The organism is Serratia sp. DFXYC6 (assembly GCF_057196085.1).
Map to the genome: position 1 here is coordinate 2,711,289 of NZ_JBXUNV010000001.1, position 26,132 is coordinate 2,737,420.

Consider the following 26,132-nt stretch of genomic DNA (forward strand, 5'->3'; position numbering starts at 1 on the left):
TTAACTGCCCATTGAGCGGCAAATACCTTTCACCGCATATCCGGTTATTCTAACCCAAAAAAATCGATAAAACGGAGTTATTTTAGCCAGCGAGGCGAAATTGTGATCGGCCAAACGTGCCCTTTCAGCCGCCCTCATCCCGGCGCGGGGTAATAGATCAACGGCGGCGCATAGCCGGCGGGCGCCGCCAGCCTGGCCTCCACACCGTATACCGCGTGAATGTTCTCCGGCGTCAGCGCCTGCCGCGGCGCGCCTGCCGCACAGATCCCGCCCCGCTGCAGCAGCGCGACCCGATCGCAATAACAGGCCGCCAGATTAAGGTCGTGCAGCGTCACCACCACGCTGAGTTTCAGCCGCCGCAGCAAGGCCATAAACTGCTGTTGATGGGCGATATCCAAATGGTTGGCGGGCTCGTCCAGCAGCAGCCACGGCGTTTGCTGCGCCAGCGCGCGCGCCAGATGCACCCGCTGCCGTTCGCCGCCGGACAGCCGCTGCCAATCGCGGTCGGCCAGGTGGCTGATGCCCACTTGCTCCATCGCCTGCCCGGCGAGGCGGCGATCCTCGGCGCCGAAACCGCGCCAGCGGCCGGTATGGGCCAGGCGCCCCAATAATACCGCCTCCTTCACCGGCAGCGCGAAGGCGCCGGGGGCGGATTGCTCGAGAAAGGCGATGCGCCTGGCGCGTTCCCGCGCGGAAAACTCAGCGAGCTCGCGCCCTTCCAGCCAAACGCGGCCCCCGGCGGCGGTCTGCAGCCCGGCCAGCAGCTTAAGCAGCGTCGATTTACCGCTGCCGTTGACGCCGAGCACGCCGGTGATCTCACCGGGCAAGGCGCAGAAACTGAGATTTTCCAGCACCGTACGCGCCCCCGCTCGCCAGCTCACCGCCTCGGCGCACAGGCCGGATCGCGCTTTTTCAATCGTCATGCATTGACCTTTCGATACAGCAACAGCAGGAATATCGGCACCCCCAGCAGCGCCGTCAGCACGCCGACCGGCAGCTCGCGCGGGGCAAACAGCGTTCTGGCCAGCGTGTCCGCCGCCACGGCGAACAGGGCGCCGCACAGCGCGCTGGCCGGCAACAGCAGCCGATGCCGCGAACCGACCAGCCGCCGGGCGACGTGCGGCACCGTCAGCCCGATAAACCCCACCGCGCCGCTGAACGCGACGATCGCCGCCGTCAGCGCGGTGGCCGCCACATACAGCAGCAGCTTCAGCGGGGCCACCGTCACCCCCAGCGAAGCGGCGGTCACGCCGCCAAACGCCAGCGCGTCCAGTTCGCCCGCCCGCAGCCAGCAAAGCAGCAGCGTCGCCGCCAGCGCCAGCCCGCACAGCCCGACCTGCGGCCAGCGCGCGTCGCTGAACGATCCCAGCAGCCAGAACATCACGCCGCGCGTGGCGTTGGCGTCCGCCTGCCAAAGGGTGATCAGCGAAGTCAGCGCGGAGAGCAGCTGCGTCACCGCCACCCCGGCCAGAATAAACAGCGTGGACTCCCCCTGCAGCGAACGCCCGGCCAGCAACATCACCAACGCAAACGCTCCCAGCGCGCCGATAAACGCCCCGCCGGACACCGACAGCAGGCCGCCCCCCAGCCCCAACACCAACACCGTCACCGCCCCCACGCCGGCGCCGGAGGAGATCCCCAGCACCCAGGGATCGGCCAGCGGGTTGCGGGTCAGCGACTGCAGCACGGTGCCCGCCAACGCCAGCCCGGCGCCGGCCAGCGCCGCCAGCAGCGCGCGCGGCATCCGCAGCGACCAGATGATGCGCTGATACACCTCGGCATCGGACGCTGCGCCGCCGCTGACGCCGAGTACAATGCGCCAGGCGTCGCGCCACGCGATCGGCGCGGGCCCCGACAAGGTGGCGCCCAGCAGGGCCAGCGGCAGCGCCGCCGCCAGCAGCAACAACCAGCCGCTCTCACGGCCGGGCAGTAACCGCCGGCTCATGCTATTTCCAGCCTGCAATCACATAGTCGTCCAACAGCTGCCATACCGTCCCCACCTCGCTGAAACCGGCCTGTCTGAGGGCCGCAAGCTGGAAACCCACCGGCGTCGGCGGCGGTACCGGGCGGCCGGCGAACAGCGCTTCGCGCTCGGCCTGATAAGCGGCCAAGGCCGGCGATTGCAGTGCGCCGGCGAACCAACGATCCCAATCCTCAACGCCGCTGTCCCAGGCGCATTGTTGGGTCTGCTCATCATGCCGCTCCGCCAACGCTTTCAGCCGCGGATGGCGATGGTCATAGCGCTGATGATCGGCATTGAGGAATACGCCGCCGGCGGCCAGCAGCCCGGCGACGTTGCGGAACAGCGCCAGCTGCTGCTCCGGCATCAGCCAGTGCAGCGCCGTGCTGGACACCGCCGCCTGCGGCGCGGGGCCGGACAGCACGGAAAAACAGGCCGGATCCGCCAGATCGGCCTGCAGGATACGGATCCGATCGCCATACTCCGCCAGTGCGCCGCGCGCCACCGCCAGCAGCAGCGGATCGAGATCGATGGCGGTCACCCTGGCCTGCGGAAAGCGCTGCAAAATACGCAGACTCAGCGATCCCGGGCCACAGGCCAGATCCAGCACGTGAAAATCCTGGCCGACGGCCAGCGCCAGCACGTCCAGCTGGGCGTTAAAACGCGCTTCGCGTTCGGCGATGTAGGCCGCCTGCTGGCGATCCCAGGAGTCCAGCAGCGAAGAGAATGAAACGGCAGTCATATCAAGGTTCCTTGTTGGAAAGCGTCGGAGCCTGCGGCGGCAAGGCCGCCAGGCCCCGAATCAAACGGCCCAGCGCCGCCACGGTGCGGGCGGAAGGGTCCATGTCGTAACCGGGGAGGATCACGTAGCGCCGCTGACGCACGGCGCGCAGCGTCGCGGTCAGCGGGTGATGCTCCAGAAAGGCGATCTTGTCGGCCGCGCTGTCGCCGAAGCCGCTGCGCGGCAGATCGCCAAGCACGATCGCATCCGGATCGCGGGCGGCGATAACCTCCCAGGACACCGTAGGCCACAGCTCGGGCAGATCGCCGAACATGTTCTCGCTGCCGACGCTGCGGCTCAGCAAGCCTGGCGCGCCGCAGCAGCCCGCCACGTAGGGCGTCTGCGCGCCGGCATACCACCACAGCAGCCGCCAATGCGCCAGCTGTGCGCGCTGCGGCTCAAGCGCCCTCAACTGCCCGCGCAGCCGTTCGATCAGCGCTTCACCGGCGCGGCTGACGTTGAAGATACGCGCCAGCTCCCGCAGCTCGGTGAAAATGTCTTCGAACGTCAGCGCGGCGGCGATCGCGCTTTGCTGGCCGCTGCAGGCGCCGGGAGAGAGATAAGTGCCGATGCCCCATTCCGCCAGCCGCGCCCGATCGGGCGTTTCCGGGCTGTGCAGCCAGTAATAGCTGGCCGAATAGACAAAATCCGGCCGCATCAGCAGCAACGCTTCCGCCGTGGGCGGCGCCGGGCTGGCTGGCACCCGCAGCGCCTCGGCCGGCGCCGTCGGCGCGAGATCGCGCGCGCGGTCATACCCGACCACGCCGATCGCACGGCCGGCCAGCCCCAGCGCCAGCAGGTTTTCCAGCGCCGGGTTGGCGTAAACCAGCACCCGCTGCGGCGGCTGCGGGTAATCGCGCGTTACCCCGCAATTGTGCAGGCTGACGGCGTCGGCACGCAGCGGCGCGCCCCAGCCCAATCCCAGGGCGCACAACAACAGGTAAAGCGAACGTTTCACGCCGTCAGAACCTGACCGACACGAAGGTTTCATAGCTGCGCGGCGGCGCGATCAGCGCCTGATCCGGGTAGGTGCGCTGATAGGCGTACAGCTGGTTGGTGGCGTTGCGAATGCGGAAACCGACATCGACGATCGGCGTCAGCTGATAATCCGCCGCCAGATCAAGCGTGGTGTACGCGCGCATCTTGCGCCGGTTGGCATCGTCGTTGTAACTGCTGCCGACGTAGCGCAGCGAAGAAGCCAGCCCCAAACGTTCCGTCGCCTGATAATGCACGCTGAGGTTGGCGGTCCAGTCCGGGATATAGGCCGGGCGATTGCCGTTGTAGCTGCGCAGCGGGCTACCGCCGCGATAGTCGTCGTAGCGGGCGTGCGTGTAGGCGGCGTTGCCGGCCAGCTCCCAGCGATCGTCGGGACGCAGCACCACGCCAAGCTCGATGCCACGTGACGTCTGCCTGCCTACCGCGTTCAACGCATCCGGCCGCTGCGCGTCGGGCACAAACAGGTTGTCCTTGCGCAGTTCGTACAGCGCCAGCGTCGCCTCGCCCTTGTTACCCCAAAACTGCCCTTTGGCACCGGCCTCCCACTGGCGCGCTCGCGTCAGCGGCAGATCGGTCTGCGTCGGGCTGAGGAAGAACAGATCGTTGCCCGGCTCCTGGCCGGTGGTGTAGTTGGCGTAGAGCGTGAGGTTATCGGTCAATGCATAGCTGGGGCCCAGGCTCCAGGTGCTGAAAACGTAGGTGCGCGCGCGGCTCTCTTCCTGCGGCCCCTGGAAGCGCCAGTCCATGTCCATATGGTTGTAGCGCAACTGGCCCAGCAACGCTAAACGCTCGGTCAGGCTGAAGCGATCTTCAAGAAAGGCGGCGTACTGATTCTGGGTGACGTGGCGCACCGGCGCGCGTTGGCGATCGGTGCCCTGCGCGAACGGCTCTCTGGGCGGCGCGCCGAGCGGCACGTCTTCGGAACCGGGGAAACCGTTGGAGTAGTACTGAAAATGCCGCTTGCTCAGATCGAAGCCGACCAGCAACCGGTTATCGAAACCGGCAATGGCGCGGTCGAACACCAGCGAACTGCGGTTGCCGATCAGATCGTCGTCGTGTGCCAGGGCGCCGAAAGAGTCGCGGTTGACGTCGCCGGGCCGGGCCGCCGCCGCGACGCGGAAACGCTCGACGTTGCGCCATTCGCGAAAGCCGCTGTAGTAATAGAATTGGTTATGCCACTCCACTTCAGGCGTCATAAACCAGTCCAGACTGGCCTGAAATGCGGTGGCGTTGCTCTGGATGCGGCTGTCGGTCAGGTTGTTGTAATTGATGTCGCGCAGCTCACCGGCAATGCGCCCATCCAGCAGCGGCGTGCCGTAGTAAGGGTTATTGGTGCGGTTGAGCATGCGGTCCAGGCTCAGCGTCAACAGCGCATCGTCGGTCAGCTTAAACAGCAGCGAGCCGGAAACCCGCTTCTGCCGATCGCGCTCGTCCTGCACGTTGCTACCGCTGTCGTTGCCGCTGACGTCCAACCGGTACGCCACCGCATCGTCCACCAGCGCGCCGCCGGCTCCCAGATGCAAACGCTGGCTGCGGTAGCTGCCGAAGCCATAGTCGAGTTCAACCGGCTGGCGGCTGAAGGTCGGCCGCCGCGAGATCAGGTTGACGCTGCCGCCTGCGGCGCTCAGGCCGTTCAAGGCCGATCCCGGCCCGCGCAGTACCTCGATGCTGTCGTAATGCGCCGGATCGCCCAGCTGCAGCGTGCTGCCGGGCATCTCCACGCCGTTATACAGCCAGGCGATCGGCCGGAAACCGCGCGCGGAAAAGTTATTGGACAACGTTGGCGAAGCGACGCCGGACAGACCGGTGGCGCGCTCGACGGCGGCGGCCAGCGAGCGATCGCCCCGCTGTTGGATCGCTCTTGCGCTGATGATATCGACACTGCGCGGCGTCTCCCGAGCGGTCAGCCCGAGCTGTGACGCGCTGCGGCTCACGGCGTTCAACGCATCGTAGCGCCCGGCGGGGGCCGCCGCCTCCACGGTGAGATGTTCTTCGCATCCCGTGGCACTGCGGGCTTTATCGCAGTCGGCGGCGAAAGCCAGCGGCGCCGTCAGTGCGCCACCGACCCAGGCGGCGGCCAGGCATAAAGATTTTCTGGGCGTGACAAGACGCCGGCGTGTCGTACTCATGTGGAGCATCCCTGTGGTGAAATAAAAACCGGCCGCAGCCGGCGTAAAGCCTTATCGTTTTTCTGTTATGTTATATTATAACAACAAAGCAATGCCAGTCTTTATTACCCCGCTCTCCAGCGCACTGCGTTTGGCGCTTTGCCGCCAAATCGGCGACAATACGGTTTTTGCCGCCGACAGGATGCGCTATGCAGGCCGAAATTCTTCTGACTCTCAAACTCCAGCAAAAGCTGTTCGCCGATCCGCGCCGCATCGCGCTGCTGAAACAGGTGCAGCACACCGGCTCCATCAGCCAGGGCGCCAAACTGGCGGGCATCAGCTACAAAAGCGCCTGGGATGCCATCAATGAGATGAACCAGTTGGCGGAACAAACGGTGGTGGACCGCGCCACCGGCGGGAAAGGCGGCGGCGGCGCACAGCTGACGCACTATGGCCAGCGGCTGATCCAGCTGTATGACCTGCTGGGCCAGGTGCAGCAAAAGGCCTTCGACGTGTTGCAGCAGGACGATCTGCCGCTCGACAGCCTGCTGGCGGCCATCTCGCGCTTCTCGCTGCAAACCAGCGCGCGCAATCAGTTCTTCGGTACCGTCATCGAACGCGATCATCAGCAGGTGCAGCAGCACCTGGCGATTTTGTTGAACGACGGCAGCACTCGTCTGACGGCGGCCATTACCCAGCAAAGCGCCGACCGGCTGCAGCTGACGCCGGGCAAAGAGGTGCTGGCGCTGATCAAGGCGCCCTGGGTGCGGTTAAGCGTCGAGACGGCGGAACATGCCGGCGCGGATAACGCGCTGGCGGGCGTGGTGGCCGGCATTCAGCCAGGCGCCGAACACAGTGAGGTGCTGGTGACGCTGGCGGGCGGCGAAACCCTGTGCGCCACGCTGACGACGGCGGAGCTGCAGCGTCTGCAGCTGAGCGTCGGCGCCGCCGTACACGCCCTGTTCAACGCCGACCACGTGATTGTCGCCACGTTGTGTTAAGCGCAACGTAACGTTGCATTTTTGTTGATTGACATCCCCCTGCAATGCGCCTATTTCTAAGGCAAATAATTGCAAAAAAAGGAACAGGTGATGTCGTCGTTGCACATTTCGCAAGGTTCATTCCGCTTAAGCGATACCCGCACCCTGACGCTGGACGCGCTGGAAATCCAGGCCGGCGACAGCTGGGCCTTCGTCGGCGCCAACGGCAGCGGCAAATCTGCCCTGGCGCGGGCGCTGGCCGACGAACTGGTTCTGCTCGGCGGCGAGCGCCGCAGCGACTTTCAGCATGCGGTGCGCATCTCCTTTGAACAGCTGCAAAAAATGGTCAGCGACGAGTGGCAACGCAACAACACCGATCTGCTCAGCGCGGACGAGGACGACACCGGCCGCACCGCGGCTGAGATCATTCAGGAAGAGGTGAAAGACGCCGCGCGCTGTGAGCGGCTGGCCGCACAGTTCGGCATCACCGCCCTGCTGACGCGCCGCTTCAAATACCTCTCCACCGGCGAAACGCGCAAGACCCTGCTGTGCCGGGCGCTGATGCCCGAGCCTGACCTGCTGATCCTCGACGAGCCTTTCGACGGGCTGGACGTGCACTCGCGCGCGCAGCTCGCCACGCTGCTGAGCGAGCTTTCCGCCCAGGGCCAGACCCTGGTGCTGGTGCTCAACCGGTTCGACGAAATCCCGGATTTTGTCCGGCGGGTGGGCGTGCTGGCGGACTGCACCCTGACCAGCCGCGGGCCGCGCAGCCAGGTGATGGCGGACGCGCTGGTGGCGCAGCTGGCGCACAGCGAAAATCTCAGCGGGCTGGCGCTGCCGGAAACCGAGGATCCGACGCAAAAAGTAGCCCTGCAGGCGGATCGGCCGCTGATCGTCCTGCGTGACGGCGTGGTCAGTTATGACGATCGGCCGATCCTCAATCACCTCGACTGGCAGGTAAATCCCGGCGAACACTGGCAGATCGTCGGCCCGAACGGCGCCGGCAAATCCACATTGCTCAGCTTGATCACCGGCGATCATCCACAGGGCTACAGCAACGATCTGACGCTATTCGGCCGCCGCCGCGGCAGCGGGGAAACCATCTGGGAAATCAAACGCCATATCGGCTACGTCAGCAGCAGCCTGCATCTGGATTATCGCGTCAACACCAGCGTGCGCAACGTGGTGATGTCAGGGTTTTTCGATTCGATCGGCATTTATCAGGCGGTTTCAGATCGTCAGCGGCAGCTGACCGAACAATGGCTGGCGCTGCTCGGGCTCAACGGCGCGCGCGGTGACGCCCCGTTCCACAGCCTTTCCTGGGGCCAACAGCGGCTGGCGCTGATCGCCCGCGCGCTGGTGAAACACCCGGCGCTGCTGATCCTCGACGAGCCGCTGCAGGGGCTGGATCCGCTCAATCGCCAGCTGGTGCGCCGCTTCATCGACGTGCTGATCGGCCAGGGCGCTACCCAGCTGCTGTTCGTCTCGCACCATGCCGAAGATGCGCCGCAGTGCATCACTCACCGCCTCAGCTTCGTGCCCGACGGCGAAGGCGGCTATGGTTACCAACAGCAACGGCTGGAGGCGGCCTCCGCCTGAAACGCGGCGTAAACATATCCGGCAACACTTCACCGCAGCACATCACATTTGGCCTTTTATCATAGAAAGGAAGAAGGCCATTTTTGGAGACGCCATGTCCGCTGCGTTGATTATCATCGACCTGATCGAAGATCTGATCGGGCCCAAAGGGCGCGCCAACCACTGCCGCGAACAGGTGGCGGCGACCCACCTGCTCGCCAACGTCAATGCCGCCGCGGCCTATGCCCGGGTGCGAAAAATCCCGGTGATTTGGGTGCGGGTGGGATTCGCCGACGATTATCATGACATTCCGCCCCATTCGCCGCTGTTCAACCATCTCAAGCAGATCGGCGCGCTGCGGTTAAACGGCCCGGGCTGCCGCTGGATGCCCGAACTGCATCAGGAAGAGACCGATCTGCTGTTTGAAAAAACGGCAGTCAGCGCTTTCTCCGGTAACAATTTGTTAGCCTGGCTGCGGCAACATCGGTGCCACCATCTGCTGCTGGCGGGCGTCAGCACGCCGCTCGCCATCGAGAGCACCGCGCGGCAGGCGCACGACGCCGGCTTTCAGGTGACCGTACTGCACGATCTGTGCGCAGCCCCCACGCAGGAGATCCACCAGCAGAGCCTGGATACCCTGCAAAACCTGGCCGAAATCACCCGTTCGCAGGCCTGGATGAAAGGCTAACCCTCATCGCCGCCGGTCGTGTGGGCCAGCATCATGCACAAATGCATCACTGCCCCGACCTTTAGCGTCATCTTGGTGTGCTACTATCCGCTCTAGCGCTCAATTTCGCCATCATCGCACGCCGCAAAGGCGCTGAGCGCCGTGTACATATTTAAAGGGACATATTATGTGGGGCGTACTGGCTGCTTCGTTATTTTTCTTGCCGTTTAATCGGCTGATAGCCTGGGTGATCCTGGCCGCCTCGGCGGGCATGGGGCTTTATCATGGGGTACTGACGCCGCTCAGCCTGGGTTGCCTGTTGGCCATCGTGGCGTTGGCGGGGCTGCGCCACCATTTTCGCGAGCAGCGTAATCTGGCGATTGCGCTCGAAGGGCTGGTGGTCGCCGGCTGCGTGGCGCTGTTCTTGCATCTGGTGCCGGGCATCCACAATCAGCTGATGATCGACGGCGAAAAAGCCGGCCCGCTCAGCGCGCCGTTCACGATGTATTACAACTTCGATAAGGCGATGGTGCCCTTCCTGCTGTTCGCCTGCTTGCCCACGCTGTTTTCCGCCGAACGCGGCGGCAACGCTGGCAAAGCGGGCTGGATTGCGCTGCTGCTGGCCGTGCCGGCGCTGTTGCTGCTGGCCGTCGCGCTGGGCGGCTTAAAAATCGAGTTGCATGCGCCCGCCTGGATCCTGCCTTTCGTGATGGCAAACCTGTTCTTCGTCTGCATGGCTGAGGAAGCGCTGTTTCGCGGCTACCTGCAACAGCGTCTCAGCCATTGGCTGGGCGCCTGGCCGGCGCTGATCGTCGCCTCCCTGGTGTTCGGCGCCGCGCATCTGGCGGGCGGTACGCTGATGGTGATCTTCGCGACCCTCGCCGGGGTGATCTACGGCCTGGCGTGGATGTGGAGCGGCCGTCTGTGGGTGCCGATTCTGTTCCATTTCGGGCTTAATCTGACCCATCTGCTGTTCTTCACCTATCCGCTGTACCAGCATTCTTAACGGCTGAAGCCGGCAGAGAGCCCCCTCTCTGCCGGCTGGTCGGGTGAAAACGCTATCACCGGCACCTCACCGCAATGCCCTCAATCACGTTGTCGCCCGCTTTTCTTCGCCCTTCCTGCGCTTTTCTATGAAGTGTAAACGATTCCATTTTTCGCGTTAGATCACCTTTTTACCGCCGCGGGCGTGCTATCTTTCTGCGCAATAGCCTCTCCCTGTTCAGCAACGGGCGTCTCAAGACGGTAATTGGAAGCGATTACACTTTCGTCGGCGCCTAGAAAGGAACCGTATGACGGAATTTAACCCTATCGATCATCCGCACCGCCGCTACAACCCGCTCAGCGGCCAGTGGGTGCTGGTTTCACCGCACCGCGCCAAGCGCCCCTGGCAGGGCCAACAAGAAGCCGTCCCGACGGAAACGCTGCCAACGCACGATCCCGACTGTTTCCTGTGCCCGGGCAATGCGCGCGTCACCGGCGATCGCAATCCGGATTATCGCGGTACCTATGTTTTCGCCAACGATTTCGCCGCGCTGATGAGCGATACGCCACCGGCGCCCGATAGCCAGGATCCGCTGATGCGCAGCCAGAGCGCGCGCGGCGTCAGCCGGGTGATCTGCTTCTCTCCCGATCACAGCAAGACCCTGCCCGAACTGGCGCTGCCGGCGCTGGAACAGGTGGTCGCCGCCTGGCAGGCGCAAACCGATGAGCTGGGCAAGCACTATCCCTGGGTACAGCTGTTCGAAAACAAAGGCGCGGCGATGGGCTGCTCCAACCCGCACCCGCACGGGCAAGTCTGGGCCAACAGCTTTCTGCCGAACGAGGCCGAACGCGAAGATCGCCTGCAGCACGACTATTTTCGGGAACACGCCTCCCCGCTGCTGCTGGATTATGCGCAGCGCGAGCTGGCCGCAGGCGAGCGCATTGTGGTGAACACCGAACACTGGCTGGCGGTGGTGCCCTACTGGGCCGCCTGGCCGTTTGAAACGCTGCTGTTGCCGAAAGCGGCGGTGCAGCGCATTACCGATCTCAGTGCGGCGCAAAGCCGCGATCTGGCGCTGGCGCTGAAGAAGCTGACCAGCCGCTACGACAACCTGTTCCAGTGTTCCTTCCCCTATTCGATGGGATGGCACGGCGCGCCGTTCAACGGTGCCGACAACCGGCACTGGCAGCTGCACGCCCATTTCTATCCGCCGCTGCTGCGTTCAGCCAGCGTGCGCAAGTTTATGGTCGGTTACGAGATGCTGGCGGAAACCCAGCGCGATCTGACCGCCGAACAGGCCGCAGAGCGTCTGCGCGCCGTCAGCGATATACATTACCGTGAAGCCGGAGCCCAAGCATGAGCCTGAAACCGCTTACCCATTCCCTGTTTACCGAACACTTCGGCTACGCGCCGGCGTTGACCATCCAGGCGCCGGGGCGGGTGAACCTGATCGGCGAGCATACCGATTACAACGACGGCTTCGTGCTGCCCTGCGCCATCGATTACCAAACCGTCATCGCCTGCGCCAAGCGCGACGACCGTCAGATCCGCGTGCTGGCCGCCGATTATCAGAATCAGCAGGATCAATTCTCGCTCGACGAGCCGATCGTCAGCCACCCCGATCAGCGCTGGTCCGACTATGTGCGCGGCGTGGTGAAACATCTTCAGCGCCGCAACGCCGACTTCGGCGGCGCGGATCTGGTGATCGCCGGCAATGTGCCGCAAGGGGCGGGGCTCAGCTCCTCCGCCGCGCTGGAGGTGGCGGTGGGCCAGGCGCTGCAGGCGCTCTATCAGCTGCCGTTGGACGGCGTGGCGCTGGCGCTGAACGGCCAGGAGGCGGAGAACCAGTTCGTCGGCTGTAACTGCGGCATCATGGACCAGTTGATCTCCGCGCTCGGCCGGCGCGACAGCGCTCTGCTGATCGACTGCCGCTCGCTGGAGACCCGTGCGGTGCCGATGCCGGGCAGCGTCGCGGTGGTGATCATCAACTCCAATGTGCAACGCGGGCTGGTGGACAGCGAGTACAACACCCGCCGCACACAGTGCGAAGAAGCGGCGCGGTTCTTCGGCGTCAAGGCGCTGCGCGACGTCAGCCCCGAACAGTTTGCAGCGCGTCAACATCAGTTGGATCCGTTGGTGGCCAAACGCGCGCGGCACGTCATCAGCGAGAACGCCCGCACGCTGGCGGCGGCCGACGCGCTGGCGGCCGGCGACCTGCAGCGCATGGGCCAGCTGATGGCGGAATCCCACGCCTCGATGCGCGATGACTTTGAAATCACCGTACCGCCGATCGATCGGTTGGTCGAGATCGTCAAAGCGACGATCGGCCCGCGCGGTGGCGTGCGCATGACCGGCGGCGGCTTTGGCGGCTGCATCGTCGCGCTGATGCCGCAGGATCTCGTGGAGACGGTGCGTGCCGCCGTGGCGCACGAGTATCCGCGGCAAACCGGCGGATTGCAGGAAACGTTCTATGTCTGCCAGGCTTCGCAGGGAGCCGGTACATGCTGACGGCAACCGCGGCAGCGGCGCCCGATGGGCAACCTTACCAGCTGACACTACTGCAAAACGCCGGCGGCATGACGGTGACGCTGATGGACTGGGGCGCCACCTGGCTGTCCGCCGTCTTGCCGCTCAAATCCGGTGAAAATCGCGAGCTGTTGCTGGGCTGCCACAGCCCGGCGGACTACCCACGTCAGGGCGCCTATCTGGGTGCCACCGTCGGCCGTTACGCCAACCGCATCGCCAACGCCAGTCTGCCCATCGGCGGGAAACTCCATGCGCTGGCCGCCAATCAGGGCGCCCATCAGCTGCACGGTGGCCCCGACGGTTTTCATGCCCGCCGCTGGCGCCGGGTGCAGCATGATGCGCAGCAGGTCTGCTATGCGCTGCATTCGGCGGAGGGCGATCAGGGTTTCCCCGGCAATCTCGACGTGCAGGTTTGTTACCGCCTGACCTCGGATAATCGCCTGGAAATCAACTATCTGGCGCAGGTCGATCGCCCCTGCCCGGTCAATCTGACCAACCACGCCTATTTCAATCTGGACGGCGCCGGCACCGACGCCCGCGCCCAACGGTTGCAGCTGTTCGCCGATCGCTACCTGCCTGTCGACGCCGAGGGCATTCCCTGCGCCGATCTGACGCCGGTGGACGGCAGCGGCATGGATTTCCGCCAGCCGAAAACGCTGCTGCAGGATTTCCTGCGCGATCGCGACCAGCAGCGGGTGCAAGGCTACGATCACGCCTTTCTGCTGCATCGTACCTGCGGGGCGCTGGAGAGCCCGGCGGCGCATTTGTGGTCCGCCGACGGGCAAGTGCAAATGAGCGTGTTCACCGACGCGCCTGCGCTGCAGCTCTACAGCGGCAATTATCTGGCCGGCACGCCGGCGCGCGATGGCGGCAGCTACGCCAACCATGCCGGCGTGGCGCTGGAGAGCGAGTTTTTGCCGGACAGCCCGCACCATCCCGAGTGGCCGCAGCCGGACTGTTGGCTGCAACCGGGGAGCCGCTACCGCAGCGCCACGCATTATCAGTTTTATCCTATCTGACCCGCTACGCCCCTCGCCGTGCGGCCGGGGGCAATTTGTTATAAATGCTTACCTTTTAGCGCCATCCCCCCAACGGCGCCCACCTTCCCTTATTCCAAAGCGCGCACTACACTCAGGCTACCGTGATAAGCACAACGCCTTGTGCAACGTCACAATTTTCGGCCGATGGCGGCCAATCAATAGCTGAAGGAACACCTATGCGTCTGATTACTGCACTTCCATTGCTGGCGGGCTTAATGCTGAGCACCAATCTGATGGCGGCCGACGCGACGACGGCGACGAAAACGCCTTCGCCGGCGCAGGCGGCCCAACAGAAACGCATGACCGATTGCAACCAGCAGGCATCCACCAAGTCGCTGAAAGGCGCCGATCGCTCCACCTTTATGAGCACCTGCCTGAAGTCCGAAGGCACCGCTGCGTCCGGCAAAACCCTGACGCCGCAGCAGCAGAAAATGAAAAGCTGCAATGCCGACGCCAAGACCAAGGATCTGAAGGGCGACGCGCGTAAAACCTTCATGAGCAACTGCCTGAAAAAATCGGCCTGATTTTCCCCACGCCACGGCGCGTCCGGAGCGATTCCGACGTGCCGTTTCTCCCCCTTCCGCCTCAGCCTGAACGATTCAGCTTTTTCCTTTCGCCAGCCCTTACTTTGCGGCAAGAAATTGGCTATGGTTAGACACTATCGATTGCCGAGCCCCGGCCCGCGGCAATATAATGATTTTCGTTATCATTGAAATGTCAGATTATTAAGGAGTTAAGCTATGGCTGTAACTAAGCTGGTTCTGGTGCGTCACGGCGAAAGCCAGTGGAACCAAGAAAACCGCTTCACCGGTTGGTATGATGTTGATCTGTCCGACAAGGGCCGCACCGAAGCGAAAGCAGCAGGCAAGCTGTTGAAAGAAGAAGGTTTCACTTTCGACTTCGCTTACACCTCCGTACTGAAGCGCGCGATCCACACCCTGTGGAACATCCTCGACGAGCTGGATCAGGCCTGGTTGCCAACCGAAAAATCCTGGAAGCTGAACGAACGTCACTACGGCGCGCTGCAGGGTCTGAACAAAGCGGAAACCGCAGAAAAATACGGCGACGAGCAGGTGAAACAATGGCGTCGCGGCTTCGCGGTGACCCCACCTGAGCTGACCAAAGAAGACGAACGTTACCCTGGCCACGATCCGCGCTACGCTTCTCTGACCGAGCAAGAGCTGCCGCTGACCGAAAGCCTGGCGCTGACCATCGATCGCGTTATCCCTTACTGGGACGAAGAGATCCTGCCACGCATCAAGAGCGGCGAGCGCGTGATCGTTGCGGCGCACGGCAACTCGCTGCGCGCGCTGGTGAAATACCTGGATAACCTGAGCGAAGATGAAATCCTCGAGCTGAACATCCCAACCGGCGTGCCGTTGGTGTATGAGTTCGACGAGAACTTCAAGCCGACCAAACGTTACTACCTGGGTAACGCCGACGAGATCGCAGCAAAAGCAGCGGCCGTAGCGAACCAGGGTAAAGCGAAGTAATTTCGCCCGTTCACGAAAAAGCCCCCGGTTTTCACCGGGGGCTTTTTTATTGCTGCTGCGCCATCGCCTCATTCACCGCGTCCAGCCGTTCCTGCATCGCCGGATGGGTGCTGAGCCAGGCAGGCAGCGCCCAGTCATCGGTCTTTTCTCGTTCAGGCGCCTGCGCCAACGCGCGGTAGATCGCCGCCATTTCCGCCAGCGAACGCCCCTGGCGCTGCATTTCCGCTATCGCAAACGCATCCGCCTCACGCTCCATCCCGCGAGAAAACTGCATCTCATTCACGAAGGACGCAGACTGCAGCAGCGTATCGCCGATGCCGCTGACGTCACCCGTCATCCACATCAGCGTCAACGCCACCAGTGACGAACGCACCAACATGCGCATCGGGTGACGATGAGCGTGATGCCCCATCTCATGCAGCATCACCGCCGCCAGGCCATCGTCGTTTTTTGACAAGGTGACCAGGCTATCGCTGAGCACCAGCGTGCCGTCGGGCAACATAAAGGCGTTCGGCGCACCGGGCGCCGCCATCAGCTTCAGCGAGAGCGGCGTGCGCTCCTGGCGCATCTCGGCCGGCATCACCTGCCGGAATAGCTGCTGCAACGCCCGTTGCCGCTCGACCGGCAGTGCAGAGGGCGCGAAGCCGCTCTGGTCCAAAAACGTCTGCGTATGTTTGCCCAGCGTCTGTTCCACCGAGGTGGGGATGCGCATGGCGATCTCGCTGCTCGCCCACGGCAGTACCACGTAAACGTAAGCCACTACCGCCAGCAGCGTCATCAGCAGCGCCAGGGCGACGCCGCGTTTATGGCGTTCCAGGCGATGCACCCACCCTGGCGAACGGCGCTGATAGAACCAGCGGCGAAAGGCCGCGTCGTCGTCAGGCACAAAGCGCCCGCCGCCCTTGAAGGTGAGCGTCAGCGGAATATTACCCAGCGCGGCAGAAACGGTGATGTCCGTCAGCGGGATGTAACGCTGTTCATCCTGCCGCTGCAACGTCACGCCTTCGCCGCTTTCGTTCACCAGCAGACGAGCCGCCTCACGTGCGGCCCGTCCCGGCAACTGATAAGCGCCTTCAAGGATCATCGGCGCCTCAGAAGTTGCCGCCCAGATCCAGCGCCTGCAGCGCTTCTTCGGCCACCGCGCTGTTGGCGCTTTCCTGATGCGCCGTAATGTCCAGCAGCGCCAGATCGCCTTCAACCGCCGTGCAGGCCGCCAGATAACGGGCATGACGCACTTCCGCCACCGGCGTCGCCAAACCGAGCGAGAACAGGGTAATCAGGGTATTGGTGATCAACAATCCCATGTATGGCAGCGTTTTCATTGAGGAATGCAGCTTGATGTCGCCGTTCAGCCTTGCCTGGTTAAACAGATAATTGCGCTGGGCAACGACCTGGTAGCTGCTGGCCACCAGCGCGCCAATCAACAGCACCACCATCATCAGCAGAAGGCTGCTGATATTGTCCAGCACCAGCACATCAATGGCTTCGTTGGTTAACATCCCCATCAACACCATCTGATAGAGAGTAAAGAAGAACGAACCGATGCATACCAACGCGACCAACATGAATGGCAGGAATATGAGCAGGCCGATCAAGGCAAATTTGATAAAGGCTGATTTCTTCAGTTCGGCAATAAACGGTGTGCGCCCGAAGAACAGGTTATTAACGTACAGATCATGCTGCAGTGCGCTAATAATACCATTTACCGCCGCAAATGCCGGCACGGCCAAAATCAACGTCAGCACCAGCATAAAAGCGATGGCGTTGATGCTGCCAAGACCGCTGCCAATGCCGAGCAAGATGATCAGACCGACATACAGCCCGATAATCAGCAATAACGGGCAGAACAGTAAAGCCCAATAGGCGCGCCCGGTGCGGCAGACATAATTAAAACGCACGCCGCGATAGCTCGACATAATCGCATTGTAGCGCCAGCTGCGGATAACGATCCACGGCAGCAGGGCAAGCAACACCAGCAAAGCCAGCAGCCCCAACAGTGGCGTTATCGCCAGCAAGATATAAAACACGATGATGCCGCCGATCACCAACAGCCGCCCTTTCAGAATTTGCAGCGGTTGTGCATGGTAGTCGAAACGATCGCCGTCCAATTCCGTGTTGCCGTAAAAATAGCGGCGACGGCGCACCGTCGCCCAGGCGGAATAGATGCCCAGGGTCAGGGCGGTCAATAATGCATTGACTAACCAAATAGCGAAGTACTCACCACCTTTCCCATGGAATTTAATCCGGTGCAGCCCCAGCGGCTGCGAGGTATTGTTTGTCATAATTCTTTCATCCTGAAAGGAAAAAGGTCATACCACTCCCCCGCTTATTAGGCCCGCGGGGTTTATGGAATAAAAAAAGCGTCTTATATAAGCACAATGCCGCGAGCAGTGACAATTATTCTTTTCTTAAATAGGAATAATGCGAAGGGGGTCGCTTAATGACTTAATTGGCCCATTAACTGTAAGCCTTAAAGTCGTGGAATATAGAGAAGTGCAATGGCAAGGATAAAACAAGGGCCCGCTATCGGGCCCTTTTCATTGTTTGCGATTAACCGCGGCGCGCTTTCACCGCCGCCGCCAGATCGCGCAGCACGGTTTCGGTGTCCTGCCAGCCGATGCAGCCGTCGGTGACGCTCTTGCCGTAAACCAGCGGCTCGCCGCTTTCGAGGCTCTGGTTACCTTCCACCAGGTGGCTTTCGATCATCACGCCGATAATCGCTTTTTCACCGCCGCTGATCTGCCCGCACACGTCCGCACTCACGTCCAGCTGCTTTTTGAACTGTTTGCTGCTGTTGGCGTGGCTGAAGTCGATCATCACCTGCGCCGGCAGCCCGGCTTTGCTCAGGCCGGCTTTGACGTCCTTCACGTGCGCCGCGCTGTAGTTCGGCTCTTTGCCGCCGCGCAGGATAATGTGGCAGTCGCCGTTGCCGCTGGTGTTAACGATCGCCGAGTGGCCCCACTTGGTCACCGACAGGAAGCAGTGCGGCGCGCCGGCGGCGTTGATGGCGTCGATCGCCACCTTGATGGTGCCGTCGGTACCGTTCTTGAAACCGACCGGGCACGAGAGGCCGGAGGCCAGCTCGCGGTGCACCTGCGATTCCGTGGTGCGCGCGCCGATGGCGCCCCAGCTCATCAGATCCGCCAGGTACTGCGGCGTGATCATGTCGAGGAATTCGCCGGCGGCCGGCAGGCCGCTGTCGTTGATCTCCACCAGCAGCTTGCGCGCCAGGCGCAGGCCGTCGTTGATGTTGAAGCTGTTGTCCATCTGCGGATCGTTGATCAGGCCTTTCCAGCCCACGGTGGTGCGCGGTTTTTCGAAGTATACGCGCATCACCACTTCCAGCTCGCCGCTCAGTTCTTCACGCAGCGCCAGCAGGCGCCCCGCGTACTCTTTGGCGGCTTGGGTATCGTGGATGGAGCAAGGACCAATCACCACCAGCAGGCGATCGTCGCTGCCACGAAGGATATTGTGAATTGCGCTGCGGGCCTGGGACACCGTCTTTGCCGCGCGTTCAGTGGCCGGGAATTTCTCCAGCAGAGCCACCGGCGGCAGGAGTTCCTTAATATCATTAATGCGTAAGTCGTCGTTTTGGTAATTCATAGCTTTTCCATTCGGTATCGAGGGGTATTTCGCAGTGCGTAACGGTGTAGATCCCAACAATCTAGCCTGTGGGAATGGCGCTGTAAATCACCTTTGCCCCCCTCCGCTGGAACCGCCAAATTAACAGCAGATTGTGCTGTTTCATCAGGGGAGCGCAGAGCCTCCTTTTTCGCTATGCTAGCGATCGGAATATAAAGCGACCCGAGTTGAACATGCCTTCTCTGTTATTAGTTGATGACCACCCGGTGGTTCATGTCGCACTGGAAGCGGCGCTAATGAAATCATCCCGCCCCTACCGTCTGCAGGCGGCGCAGGACGACGTCCAGGCGCTGGCTCTGCTGGCCGAGACCGCTTTCAGCCTGGTGATCCTGGATATCGGCCTGCCGCAGGTCGACGGGCTGCAGCTGTTGAAAAAAATCCGCCGCCGCTACCCGCAACAGAAGATCCTGATCTATACCGCGCAAGAGGCCGATGTGTATGCGCGCATGGCGCATGCCGCCGGCGCCGACGGTTTCGTCAACAAAGGCAGCTCGCTGGCGGAGTTGGTGCAAGCGATCGAGCAGGTGCTGGACGGTGAAACCAGTTTCCCCGCCGCCGCGCTGGCCGAAGAAGCGCCGACGGCGGACGGCGGGCTGCTCACGCCCAAGGAGCTCGAGGTGCTGGGTTTGCTGAGCCAGGGGCTGTCCAACCTGCAGATCGCCGACCGGCTGCACATCAGCAACAAGACCGTCAGCACCCACAAGAAAAACATCCAGCGCAAAACCGGCGCCGGTAATCTGCTGGAGCTGGTAGCGGTGTTTAAAGAGCTGGCGCCATGATGCGCCGCGCCCTGCTGCTGCTGATCCTGTGGTGCGGCCTGGCGCAGGCGGGGGAGCCGGTGCGCTATCAGCTGGTCAGCAACCTGAATCCCCCCGAGAATATGCTGATCGTCGGCGAGAAAAATCCCTGGCGCGATCGCACGCTGCGCGTCGGCATCATCAGTGAGAACACCAGCCCGTACAACATCATTGTGGATGACGATCTGTATGGGCTGAACGCCGACTACCTCGGCTATATTCAGCAGGTGACCGGCATCCGCTTCGCCATTTACGGCTTCGCCGACCTGACCCAGTTGGAGCAGGCGCTGCACGACGGCAAGGTCGATCTGTTGTACGGCATCCCGCAGAGCGAAGCGCTGCACGGGCTGGAGATCTCCCAGCCTTACTACGTCAGCAACCTGCGCGTATTGCGCGATCGCAGCAACGATCGGCCGGTGATGCTCAATTCCGCCAACGCCCGCGTCGCGATCGGCGCGCTGACCGACATGCAGTCCGGCGGCGCCCTGCAGGCGGTGGCATCGCAGATCCAGCGCTACGACAACAACCTGCAGGCGGTCTATTCGCTGCTGAACGGCAGCAGCGACTACTTTATCGCCGACGAGGCCAGCGCCAGCTTTATCATCGACCAACTGCAGCTTGGCCAGCTCTATCAGATTGAAAGCAACGAGAACCTGGGCAACCTCTCCTTCGTGTTCGCCGCCGCCGATCCGCGGCTGATAGACACGCTGAACACCGCCATCGCCGACGCGCCGATGGAACTGATGAATGCCCTGCAGAGCCGCTGGAGCAAAAAGATCCCCAGCTACCTCGATACCGGCAATGCCGATCTGACGACGATGGAGAAGAATTGGGTAGCGAGCCACCGCGTGGTTTACTACGCCGCCATCGAGAACAACTTCCCGTTCGCCTACCGCGGTTCCGACGGCCAGCCGCGCGGCTACGCCATCGATATTCTCAACATCATCGCGCAAAACACCGGGCTGCGTTTCGCGCCGCTGTGGGCGCGCAATGCCGAGCAGGCCGATCAGCTGGTGCAGTCCGGCCAGTCCAGCTTCCGCGCCGCCCTGCCGCTGGCGCGCGGCGTCAAGGCGCGCTACGGCGCCAGCATGCCGATCCACCGTTCGCTGTGGGGCGTTTACGTCGGCCAGTATGCCAACGGCGTCTCGACCTGGAGCGATCTGGCCGGCAAGCGCATCGGCGTGCTGCAGGGCGATTTGGCTCAGGGGCTGGTGCCGGAGCAGGAACAGACCGTCAGCTTCGCCGACAGCAAGTCGATGTACGACGCGCTGGCCAACGGCCAGCTGGATGCACTGGTGGATAACGTCATCTCCGCCAACTTTTTGGCGCTGTCGCGCTATTCCGGCGCCATCAAGCTGGCCTTCGCCGCCAACAACATCCCCTATCCGGTGGCCTTCGGCGTGCGCCGCGATCGGCCGCTGCTGCTGGCGATCCTGGATAAGAACCTGATGCAGATCCCGGCGGATACCCTGCAATCGCTGCGCGACGAGTGGATCGTCGACCGCAGCAACCTGATCGACGCGGTGAACGACAACCGCATGCCGCCGCAGACCACCTGGCTGCTGGCGCTGTTGGCCGCCGCCACCGTGCTGCTGCTGGCGCTGACGCTGCGCCGTTTCATGCTGCAGCGCCGTGAAAAACGCGAACGCGAAGAGCTCGAGCAGGCGCGCCGCCGCGCCGAAGCGGAAAACCGCATGAAGAGCAAATTCCTCGCCACCGTCAGCCATGAACTGCGCACGCCGATGCACGCCATCCTCGGCCTGCTGGAACTGGAGCTCAAACGCCAACCTGCGCCGGAAGGCCTGCCGGTGATTTACAGTTCGGCCTCATCGCTGCTCAACCTGCTCAACGACCTGCAGGATCACGCGCGGCTGGAAACCGGGTCGTTGACGCTGGCGCCGAAACCGGTGGCGCTGCGCCCCTGGGTCGCGCGCATCGACGCCCTTTACAGACCGCTGATCGGCGAACGGCCGTTGACCTTGAGCGTGGTGGCGGATCCGGCTCTGCCGGAGGCGGTGATTATTGATGGTGAGCGTTTACTTCAGGTGGCTAACAACCTGATAAACAACGCGATAAAGTTCACGCCGCGCGGCGCCATTCAGGTCTACGTCGGCTGGCGCGCGCAGGATGAGCGGCAGGGGGAATTGCGATTAACGGTGAACGACAGCGGCTGCGGCATCGCCGCCGATGAAATAGGCAAACTGTTCCAACCGTTTTACCGCGCGCGCGGCGCGCAACGCATCTCGGTGCAAGGTACCGGTTTGGGCCTGTCGATCTGCAAAGAAATCGTCGAACAGATGGGCGGCCGCATCGAGTTGCACTCGCAGCCGGGCGTCGGCACCCGCGTCGAGGTCGCGATACCGGTCGAGCTGAGCGGCGCCGCGACGGCTGGCGCCCAGGAGGAGCACACCTTTGCTCTGCCGTCTTCCACCTTGCGTACCGCGCTGATCGACGACCATCCCACCAATTTGTTGTTGCTGGAACGCCAGCTGCGCCACTTCGGGCTGCAGCCGGCCCGCTTTGAACAAGGCTATGCGCTGCTGAAGGCTCAGCGCCGGCAACCTTTCGATCTGCTGTTTATCGACTATAACATGCCGCGCCCGGACGGCCTGACGCTGGCCAGGCTGATCCGCCGCGACGAACAGCGGCTACGGCGCCCGCCTTGCCGCATCGTGCTCTGCTCGGCAGACGTGCAGGAGTTTACCCGCATCCCGCCAGGGCTGGTGGCGATCGACCACTTCCTGACCAAGCCGATTTCACTGGCGGCGATCGGCCAGGTATTGGCTCAGCAACCGCAGGTTCAGGAAGAAAAGTCAGTCCTTACTGACCTGCGGCAAACGCTGGCCGAAATGGCGGGCGGCGATCGCGCCATGATGCAGCGGCTGGCGCAGACGCTCAGCGACACGCTGCGGCAAGACCGGCAGCGGCTCGCGGATGCCGTCGCCGCGAGCGACTGGCCACGCCTGGAACAGGCGGCGCACCGCATCAAGGGCAGCCTGCTGATGCTGCAGCTGCCGGAAGCCGCGCAGCTGTGCCAGCAACTGGTGGAAACCGCACGTCGGGGCGAGCTTGCCGCCGCCGCTTATACTAAATTAAAGGCGTTAGTGGCGCAGATAGAACCGGAGCTGGACGCTCTGCTCGCCGCCGCCCCCACTTTCGCTATGCATAAGGATGAATAATGTCGGACACTCCACACGTACACCTGCCGAAAGACAGTAATAGTAAACGCCTACTGACCGCTTTTTTAGTCACCGCCGTCTTTATGGTGGCCGAGGTGGTCGGCGGCCTGTTGTCCGGCTCGCTGGCGCTGTTGGCCGACGCGGGACACATGCTGACCGATGCCGCCGCGCTGCTGGTGGCGCTGATGGCGGTGCACTTTTCCCAGCGCAAGCCCAACGCGCGCCACACCTTTGGCTATCTGCGCCTGACCACCCTGGCGGCCTTCCTCAACGCCGCGGCGCTACTGGTGATCGTGGTATTCATCCTATGGGAGGCGATACGGCGTTTCTTCGAACCCCAGCCGGTGATGGGCACTCCGATGCTGATCATCGCCATAGCGGGGCTGCTGGCGAACCTGTTCGCCTTCTGGCTGCTGCATCGCGGCAACGAAGAGAAAAATATCAACGTGAGGGCGGCCGCGCTGCATGTACTGGGCGACCTGCTCGGCTCGGTGGGGGCCATCGTCGCCGCCATTGTCATTCTTGCCACCGGCTGGACGCCGATTGACCCGATCCTGTCGGTGCTGGTCTCCTGTCTGGTGCTGCGCAGCGCCTGGCGGCTGCTGAAGGAGAGCTTCCACGAGCTGCTGGAAGGCACGCCGCAGGAGGTCGACATCGCCAAGCTGCAAAAAGACCTGTGCCTGAACATCCCGGAAGTGCGCAATATCCACCACGTACACGTCTGGCAGATCGGCGAACAGAAGCTGATGACGCTGCATGCGCAGGTGATCCCGCCGCATGACCACGATGGGCTGTTGCAACGCATTCAGGCTTATCTGTTGGAACACTACAAGATTGGCCACGTGACCATTCAGATGGAGTACCGGCACTGTGAGACGCCGGACTGCGGCATCAACCGGGCGCCGGAGCCGAGTGAACACTCACATGCCGAAGCGCATTCGCACCTGGGGCATCGCCACTAAGCCAAGAGGGCGCCATCACGGCGCCCTCTGCTGTTATTACGGAGCGGAAGATAACGGATTGGAATGGTTGCGCCCGGCACTCTTGATCCACAGCCAGGAGCCGTTCAGGGCGATCAGCGTCAGAATGACATACTCCAGCGCCATCGCATACACGCCCTGGTAGGCAAAGATCGCCACGCTGATGACATCGATCACCACCCACAGCAACCAGTTTTCCACGTACTTGCGCGTCATCAGGATCATCGCCACGATGGACAGCACCATCATCGCCGAATCCCAGAATGGGAACGCGTCCGGCTGCAGCGTCGGCATCTGCACGTTCAGCCCCAGCCCTTGCATCACCGCCACCGCAATCTGCGTCAGCCAGGCGAACACGCGGTCAATGTTGAAAGTCATCAGGCCGATGCCGATGACGCAAACCGCCGCCCAGACCAACGCTTTCGGCAGCGGCAGCCAGCGGATCTGCAGCTCGGCCTGGTTATCCTGGGTTTGGCGGCTCCAGGCATACCAACCGTAAATGTTGGCGCCGAAGAAAAACAGCTGCAGCAGCAGGCTGGCGTACAGCTGGATCTGGAAGAAAATCACCGCGAACAGCGTGACGTTGATCAGGCCGAACAGGTAGTTGATGATTTTTTCCTTGCTGGCGTACCAGATGCACAGCAACCCGAACAGTGTGCCGATGGCTTCGATCCACGACAGATCGTAACCGCCCGCGCCAAGCGGAATATGCACCAGAATATTGCTGGTACTGAAGAAGCTCATGAGGTCATCCTTTTAAACGGTTAAGCGTTGCCTTTAACCTGCATCTTAAGCTGAGCGGCGAAATCCAGCATGCGGTTCAGCGGCACCAGCGCCTTTTCACGCAGCGCGGCGTCCACGTGGATCTCATGCTGCGCGCCCCCCCGCTCCAGCCCTTCGGCAATCGCCTTCAGGCCATTCATCGCCATCCACGGGCAGTGCGCGCAGCTGCGACAAGTCGCGCCTTCTCCGGCGGTCGGCGCCTCGAACAGTTCCTTGTCCGGACAAGCCTGCTGCATCTTGTAAAAGATACCGCGATCGGTGGCGACAATCAGCTGTTGATGCGGCAATGTTTTCGCCGCCTGAATCAGTTGGCTGGTCGATCCCACCGCATCCGCCAGCTCGACCACCGCCTGAGGCGATTCGGGATGCACCAGGATGGCCGCCTGCGGATAGAGCGCCTTCATGCGCCGCAGCGCCTGGGTCTTAAACTCGTCATGGACAATGCAGGCGCCTTGCCAACACAACACGTCGGCGCCGGTCTGCTTCTGCACGTAGCTGCCGAGATGACGATCCGGCGCCCAGATAATTTTCTCGCCCAGGCTATCCAGATGCTCGATCAGTTCGACGGCAATGCTGGAGGTCACCACCCAGTCAGCGCGCGCTTTGACCGCCGCCGAGGTATTCGCATAGACCACCACGGTGCGATCGGGATGGCTGTCGCAAAACGCATGAAATTCCTCTTCCGGGCAGCCCAGATCCAGCGAACATTCGGCAAACAGCGTCGGCATCAGCACCTGCTTTTCCGGGCTGAGGATCTTGGCGGTTTCCCCCATGAAACGTACGCCGGCCACCAACAGCGTGGAAGCCGGATGCGAGCTGCCGAAGCGCGCCATTTCCAGCGAATCCGCCACGCAGCCGCCGGTTTCTTCCGCCAGCGCCTGGATTTCCGGGTCGGTATAATAATGGGCGACCATTACCGCGTTGCGCTGCTTGAGCAGGGTTTTGATCTTCTCGCGATAAAAGGCTTTTTCCGCTACGTCCAGCGGTACCGGTTTCGGCGGGAAGGGATACACCGCCGCGTTGACATCAAACATTTCACTCATCGCTGCAATCTCATGCTAGGCTGGGCGCCTGCCGCGTGAATATCGCCTGCCGCAACGCCCCTCGTTTTATATACTAAACAAAATACCTAAAACCGCGCGAAAAGTCCGCTGATATTTTCATGTTTACGCACTCAGTGTTTAATAGATTAAAAATACAGACATTGACCACGCAGATCACGACGGATAATGTCCTGGTGAGGGCGTATGGCGTTCAGAGAAGAGCGAGATGCCGATCGATGCAGTGTTGAAACGAGAAAGCAGGGATTCAGGTTGGGGTGCTGCAGAGGCGAAAAAAGCGCCAAAAGGCGCTTTTTTCTGAATTGGTGGGTCGTGCAGGATTGATTCGGCCTGTGGCCTCACCCTGCGGGCAACGCTGCGCGTTGTCGTATCGCTACGCGATGCTCGAACCTCTACGGTTCTTCATCCTGCACGACTCGGTAAACTATGCCTGCGAGAAGATGAAGTCGGGAGCAGGTGGCGCAGATGCGAAAAAAGCGCCAAAAGGCGCTTTTTTCTGAATTGGTGGGTCGTGCAGGATTCGAACCTGCGACCAATTGATTAAAAGTCAACTGCTCTACCAACTGAGCTAACGAC

At 62.3% G+C, this 26,132-nt stretch carries 22 protein-coding genes and 1 other RNA gene; 12 read left to right on the forward strand and 11 right to left on the reverse strand.

Annotated features, from left to right (window positions below; all coding sequences use genetic code 11):
* Positions 1-134: 134 nt before the first annotated feature.
* Genes AC2CGQ_RS13300 through AC2CGQ_RS13320 form a run of 5 tightly spaced genes read right to left on the reverse strand, consistent with a single transcriptional unit; the run spans position 135 to position 5,866 of the window.
* Positions 135-923, reverse strand: a complete 789-nt coding sequence (locus AC2CGQ_RS13300; RefSeq protein WP_060558821.1) for an ABC transporter ATP-binding protein — start codon at positions 921-923, stop codon at positions 135-137.
* Entirely contained in the window at positions 920-1,945 is a 1,026-nt protein-coding gene (locus AC2CGQ_RS13305; protein WP_280598067.1) for a FecCD family ABC transporter permease, read from the reverse strand. Before AC2CGQ_RS13305 ends, AC2CGQ_RS13300 begins: the two co-directional genes overlap by 4 nt.
* Before the next feature lies 1 nt (position 1,946).
* The gene (locus tag AC2CGQ_RS13310; protein ID WP_082996997.1) at positions 1,947-2,702 is read right to left on the reverse strand and encodes a class I SAM-dependent methyltransferase; all 756 of its coding nucleotides are present in this window, start codon (positions 2,700-2,702) and stop codon (positions 1,947-1,949) included.
* A gap of 1 nt (position 2,703) precedes the next feature.
* Entirely contained in the window at positions 2,704-3,699 is a 996-nt protein-coding gene (locus AC2CGQ_RS13315) for an ABC transporter substrate-binding protein (RefSeq protein ID WP_484593706.1), read from the reverse strand.
* Between the two features lie 4 nt (positions 3,700-3,703).
* On the reverse strand, positions 3,704-5,866 hold the full coding sequence (locus tag AC2CGQ_RS13320) for a TonB-dependent siderophore receptor (protein WP_484593707.1): 2,163 nt from the start codon (positions 5,864-5,866) through the stop codon (positions 3,704-3,706).
* Positions 5,867-6,054: 188 nt separating this feature from the next.
* On the opposite strand from AC2CGQ_RS13320, the gene modE reads away from it, so the two are divergent.
* From modE to gpmA, 9 genes are all read left to right on the forward strand, one after another.
* Entirely contained in the window at positions 6,055-6,846 is a 792-nt protein-coding gene (gene modE / locus AC2CGQ_RS13325) for a molybdenum-dependent transcriptional regulator (protein WP_049187129.1), read from the forward strand.
* Positions 6,847-6,936: 90 nt separating this feature from the next.
* Positions 6,937-8,424: a molybdate ABC transporter ATP-binding protein ModF gene (gene modF, locus AC2CGQ_RS13330; protein WP_049278112.1), complete on the forward strand. Its 1,488-nt coding sequence runs from the start codon at positions 6,937-6,939 to the stop codon at positions 8,422-8,424.
* 94 nt (positions 8,425-8,518) lie between these two features.
* On the forward strand, positions 8,519-9,091 hold the full coding sequence (locus AC2CGQ_RS13335) for a cysteine hydrolase family protein (protein WP_033633892.1): 573 nt from the start codon (positions 8,519-8,521) through the stop codon (positions 9,089-9,091).
* A gap of 166 nt (positions 9,092-9,257) precedes the next feature.
* Complete coding sequence (locus AC2CGQ_RS13340; RefSeq protein ID WP_484593708.1) at positions 9,258-10,076, forward strand: CPBP family intramembrane glutamic endopeptidase; 819 nt, start codon at positions 9,258-9,260, stop codon at positions 10,074-10,076.
* Between the two features lie 286 nt (positions 10,077-10,362).
* Positions 10,363-11,415 (forward strand): galactose-1-phosphate uridylyltransferase, encoded by a 1,053-nt coding sequence (galT, locus tag AC2CGQ_RS13345; protein WP_004939829.1) that lies wholly within the window; start codon positions 10,363-10,365, stop codon positions 11,413-11,415.
* Positions 11,412-12,563: a galactokinase gene (gene galK / locus AC2CGQ_RS13350; protein WP_484593709.1), complete on the forward strand. Its 1,152-nt coding sequence runs from the start codon at positions 11,412-11,414 to the stop codon at positions 12,561-12,563. The genes galT and galK overlap by 4 nt, the downstream gene beginning before the upstream one ends.
* Positions 12,557-13,600 (forward strand): galactose-1-epimerase, encoded by a 1,044-nt coding sequence (gene galM, locus AC2CGQ_RS13355; RefSeq protein WP_484593710.1) that lies wholly within the window; start codon positions 12,557-12,559, stop codon positions 13,598-13,600. Before galK ends, galM begins: the two co-directional genes overlap by 7 nt.
* Before the next feature lie 197 nt (positions 13,601-13,797).
* A complete protein-coding gene (locus tag AC2CGQ_RS13360; protein ID WP_033633898.1) occupies positions 13,798-14,145 on the forward strand; it encodes a PsiF family protein in 348 nt (115 codons plus the stop codon).
* Positions 14,146-14,361: 216 nt separating this feature from the next.
* Complete coding sequence (gpmA, locus tag AC2CGQ_RS13365) at positions 14,362-15,114, forward strand: 2,3-diphosphoglycerate-dependent phosphoglycerate mutase (protein WP_004939834.1); 753 nt, start codon at positions 14,362-14,364, stop codon at positions 15,112-15,114.
* 46 nt (positions 15,115-15,160) lie between these two features.
* On the opposite strand, the gene AC2CGQ_RS13370 is transcribed toward gpmA, so the two are convergent.
* The 3 genes from AC2CGQ_RS13370 to aroG form a co-directional block, all read right to left on the reverse strand.
* Entirely contained in the window at positions 15,161-16,198 is a 1,038-nt protein-coding gene (locus AC2CGQ_RS13370) for a M48 family metallopeptidase (protein WP_099981828.1), read from the reverse strand.
* A gap of 7 nt (positions 16,199-16,205) precedes the next feature.
* Positions 16,206-17,396 carry a YjgN family protein gene (locus tag AC2CGQ_RS13375; RefSeq protein WP_099981829.1) on the reverse strand — a complete coding sequence of 397 codons (1,191 nt, stop codon included), beginning with the start codon at positions 17,394-17,396 and terminating at the stop codon, positions 16,206-16,208.
* Positions 17,397-17,664: 268 nt separating this feature from the next.
* Positions 17,665-18,717: a 3-deoxy-7-phosphoheptulonate synthase AroG gene (gene aroG, locus AC2CGQ_RS13380; protein WP_033633901.1), complete on the reverse strand. Its 1,053-nt coding sequence runs from the start codon at positions 18,715-18,717 to the stop codon at positions 17,665-17,667.
* Between the two features lie 212 nt (positions 18,718-18,929).
* Between aroG and AC2CGQ_RS13385 the strand changes: the two genes are divergently transcribed.
* Genes AC2CGQ_RS13385 through zitB form a run of 3 tightly spaced genes read left to right on the forward strand, consistent with a single transcriptional unit; the run spans position 18,930 to position 23,694 of the window.
* Positions 18,930-19,535: a response regulator gene (locus tag AC2CGQ_RS13385; RefSeq protein ID WP_033634136.1), complete on the forward strand. Its 606-nt coding sequence runs from the start codon at positions 18,930-18,932 to the stop codon at positions 19,533-19,535.
* Complete coding sequence (locus AC2CGQ_RS13390; protein ID WP_484593711.1) at positions 19,532-22,732, forward strand: ATP-binding protein; 3,201 nt, start codon at positions 19,532-19,534, stop codon at positions 22,730-22,732. Before AC2CGQ_RS13385 ends, AC2CGQ_RS13390 begins: the two co-directional genes overlap by 4 nt.
* Positions 22,732-23,694 carry a CDF family zinc transporter ZitB gene (gene zitB, locus AC2CGQ_RS13395; protein ID WP_015376984.1) on the forward strand — a complete coding sequence of 321 codons (963 nt, stop codon included), beginning with the start codon at positions 22,732-22,734 and terminating at the stop codon, positions 23,692-23,694. Before AC2CGQ_RS13390 ends, zitB begins: the two co-directional genes overlap by 1 nt.
* A 36-nt stretch (positions 23,695-23,730) precedes the next feature.
* Here the strand turns inward: zitB and pnuC are convergent, their stop codons facing one another.
* From pnuC to AC2CGQ_RS13410, 3 genes are all read right to left on the reverse strand, one after another.
* Positions 23,731-24,456 carry a nicotinamide riboside transporter PnuC gene (pnuC, locus tag AC2CGQ_RS13400; protein ID WP_015376983.1) on the reverse strand — a complete coding sequence of 242 codons (726 nt, stop codon included), beginning with the start codon at positions 24,454-24,456 and terminating at the stop codon, positions 23,731-23,733.
* Between the two features lie 20 nt (positions 24,457-24,476).
* A complete protein-coding gene (gene nadA / locus AC2CGQ_RS13405) occupies positions 24,477-25,538 on the reverse strand; it encodes a quinolinate synthase NadA (protein WP_060558799.1) in 1,062 nt (353 codons plus the stop codon).
* Between the two features lie 321 nt (positions 25,539-25,859).
* Positions 25,860-25,983: non-coding RNA, RtT sRNA (locus AC2CGQ_RS13410), on the reverse strand.
* Positions 25,984-26,132: the final 149 nt, after the last annotated feature.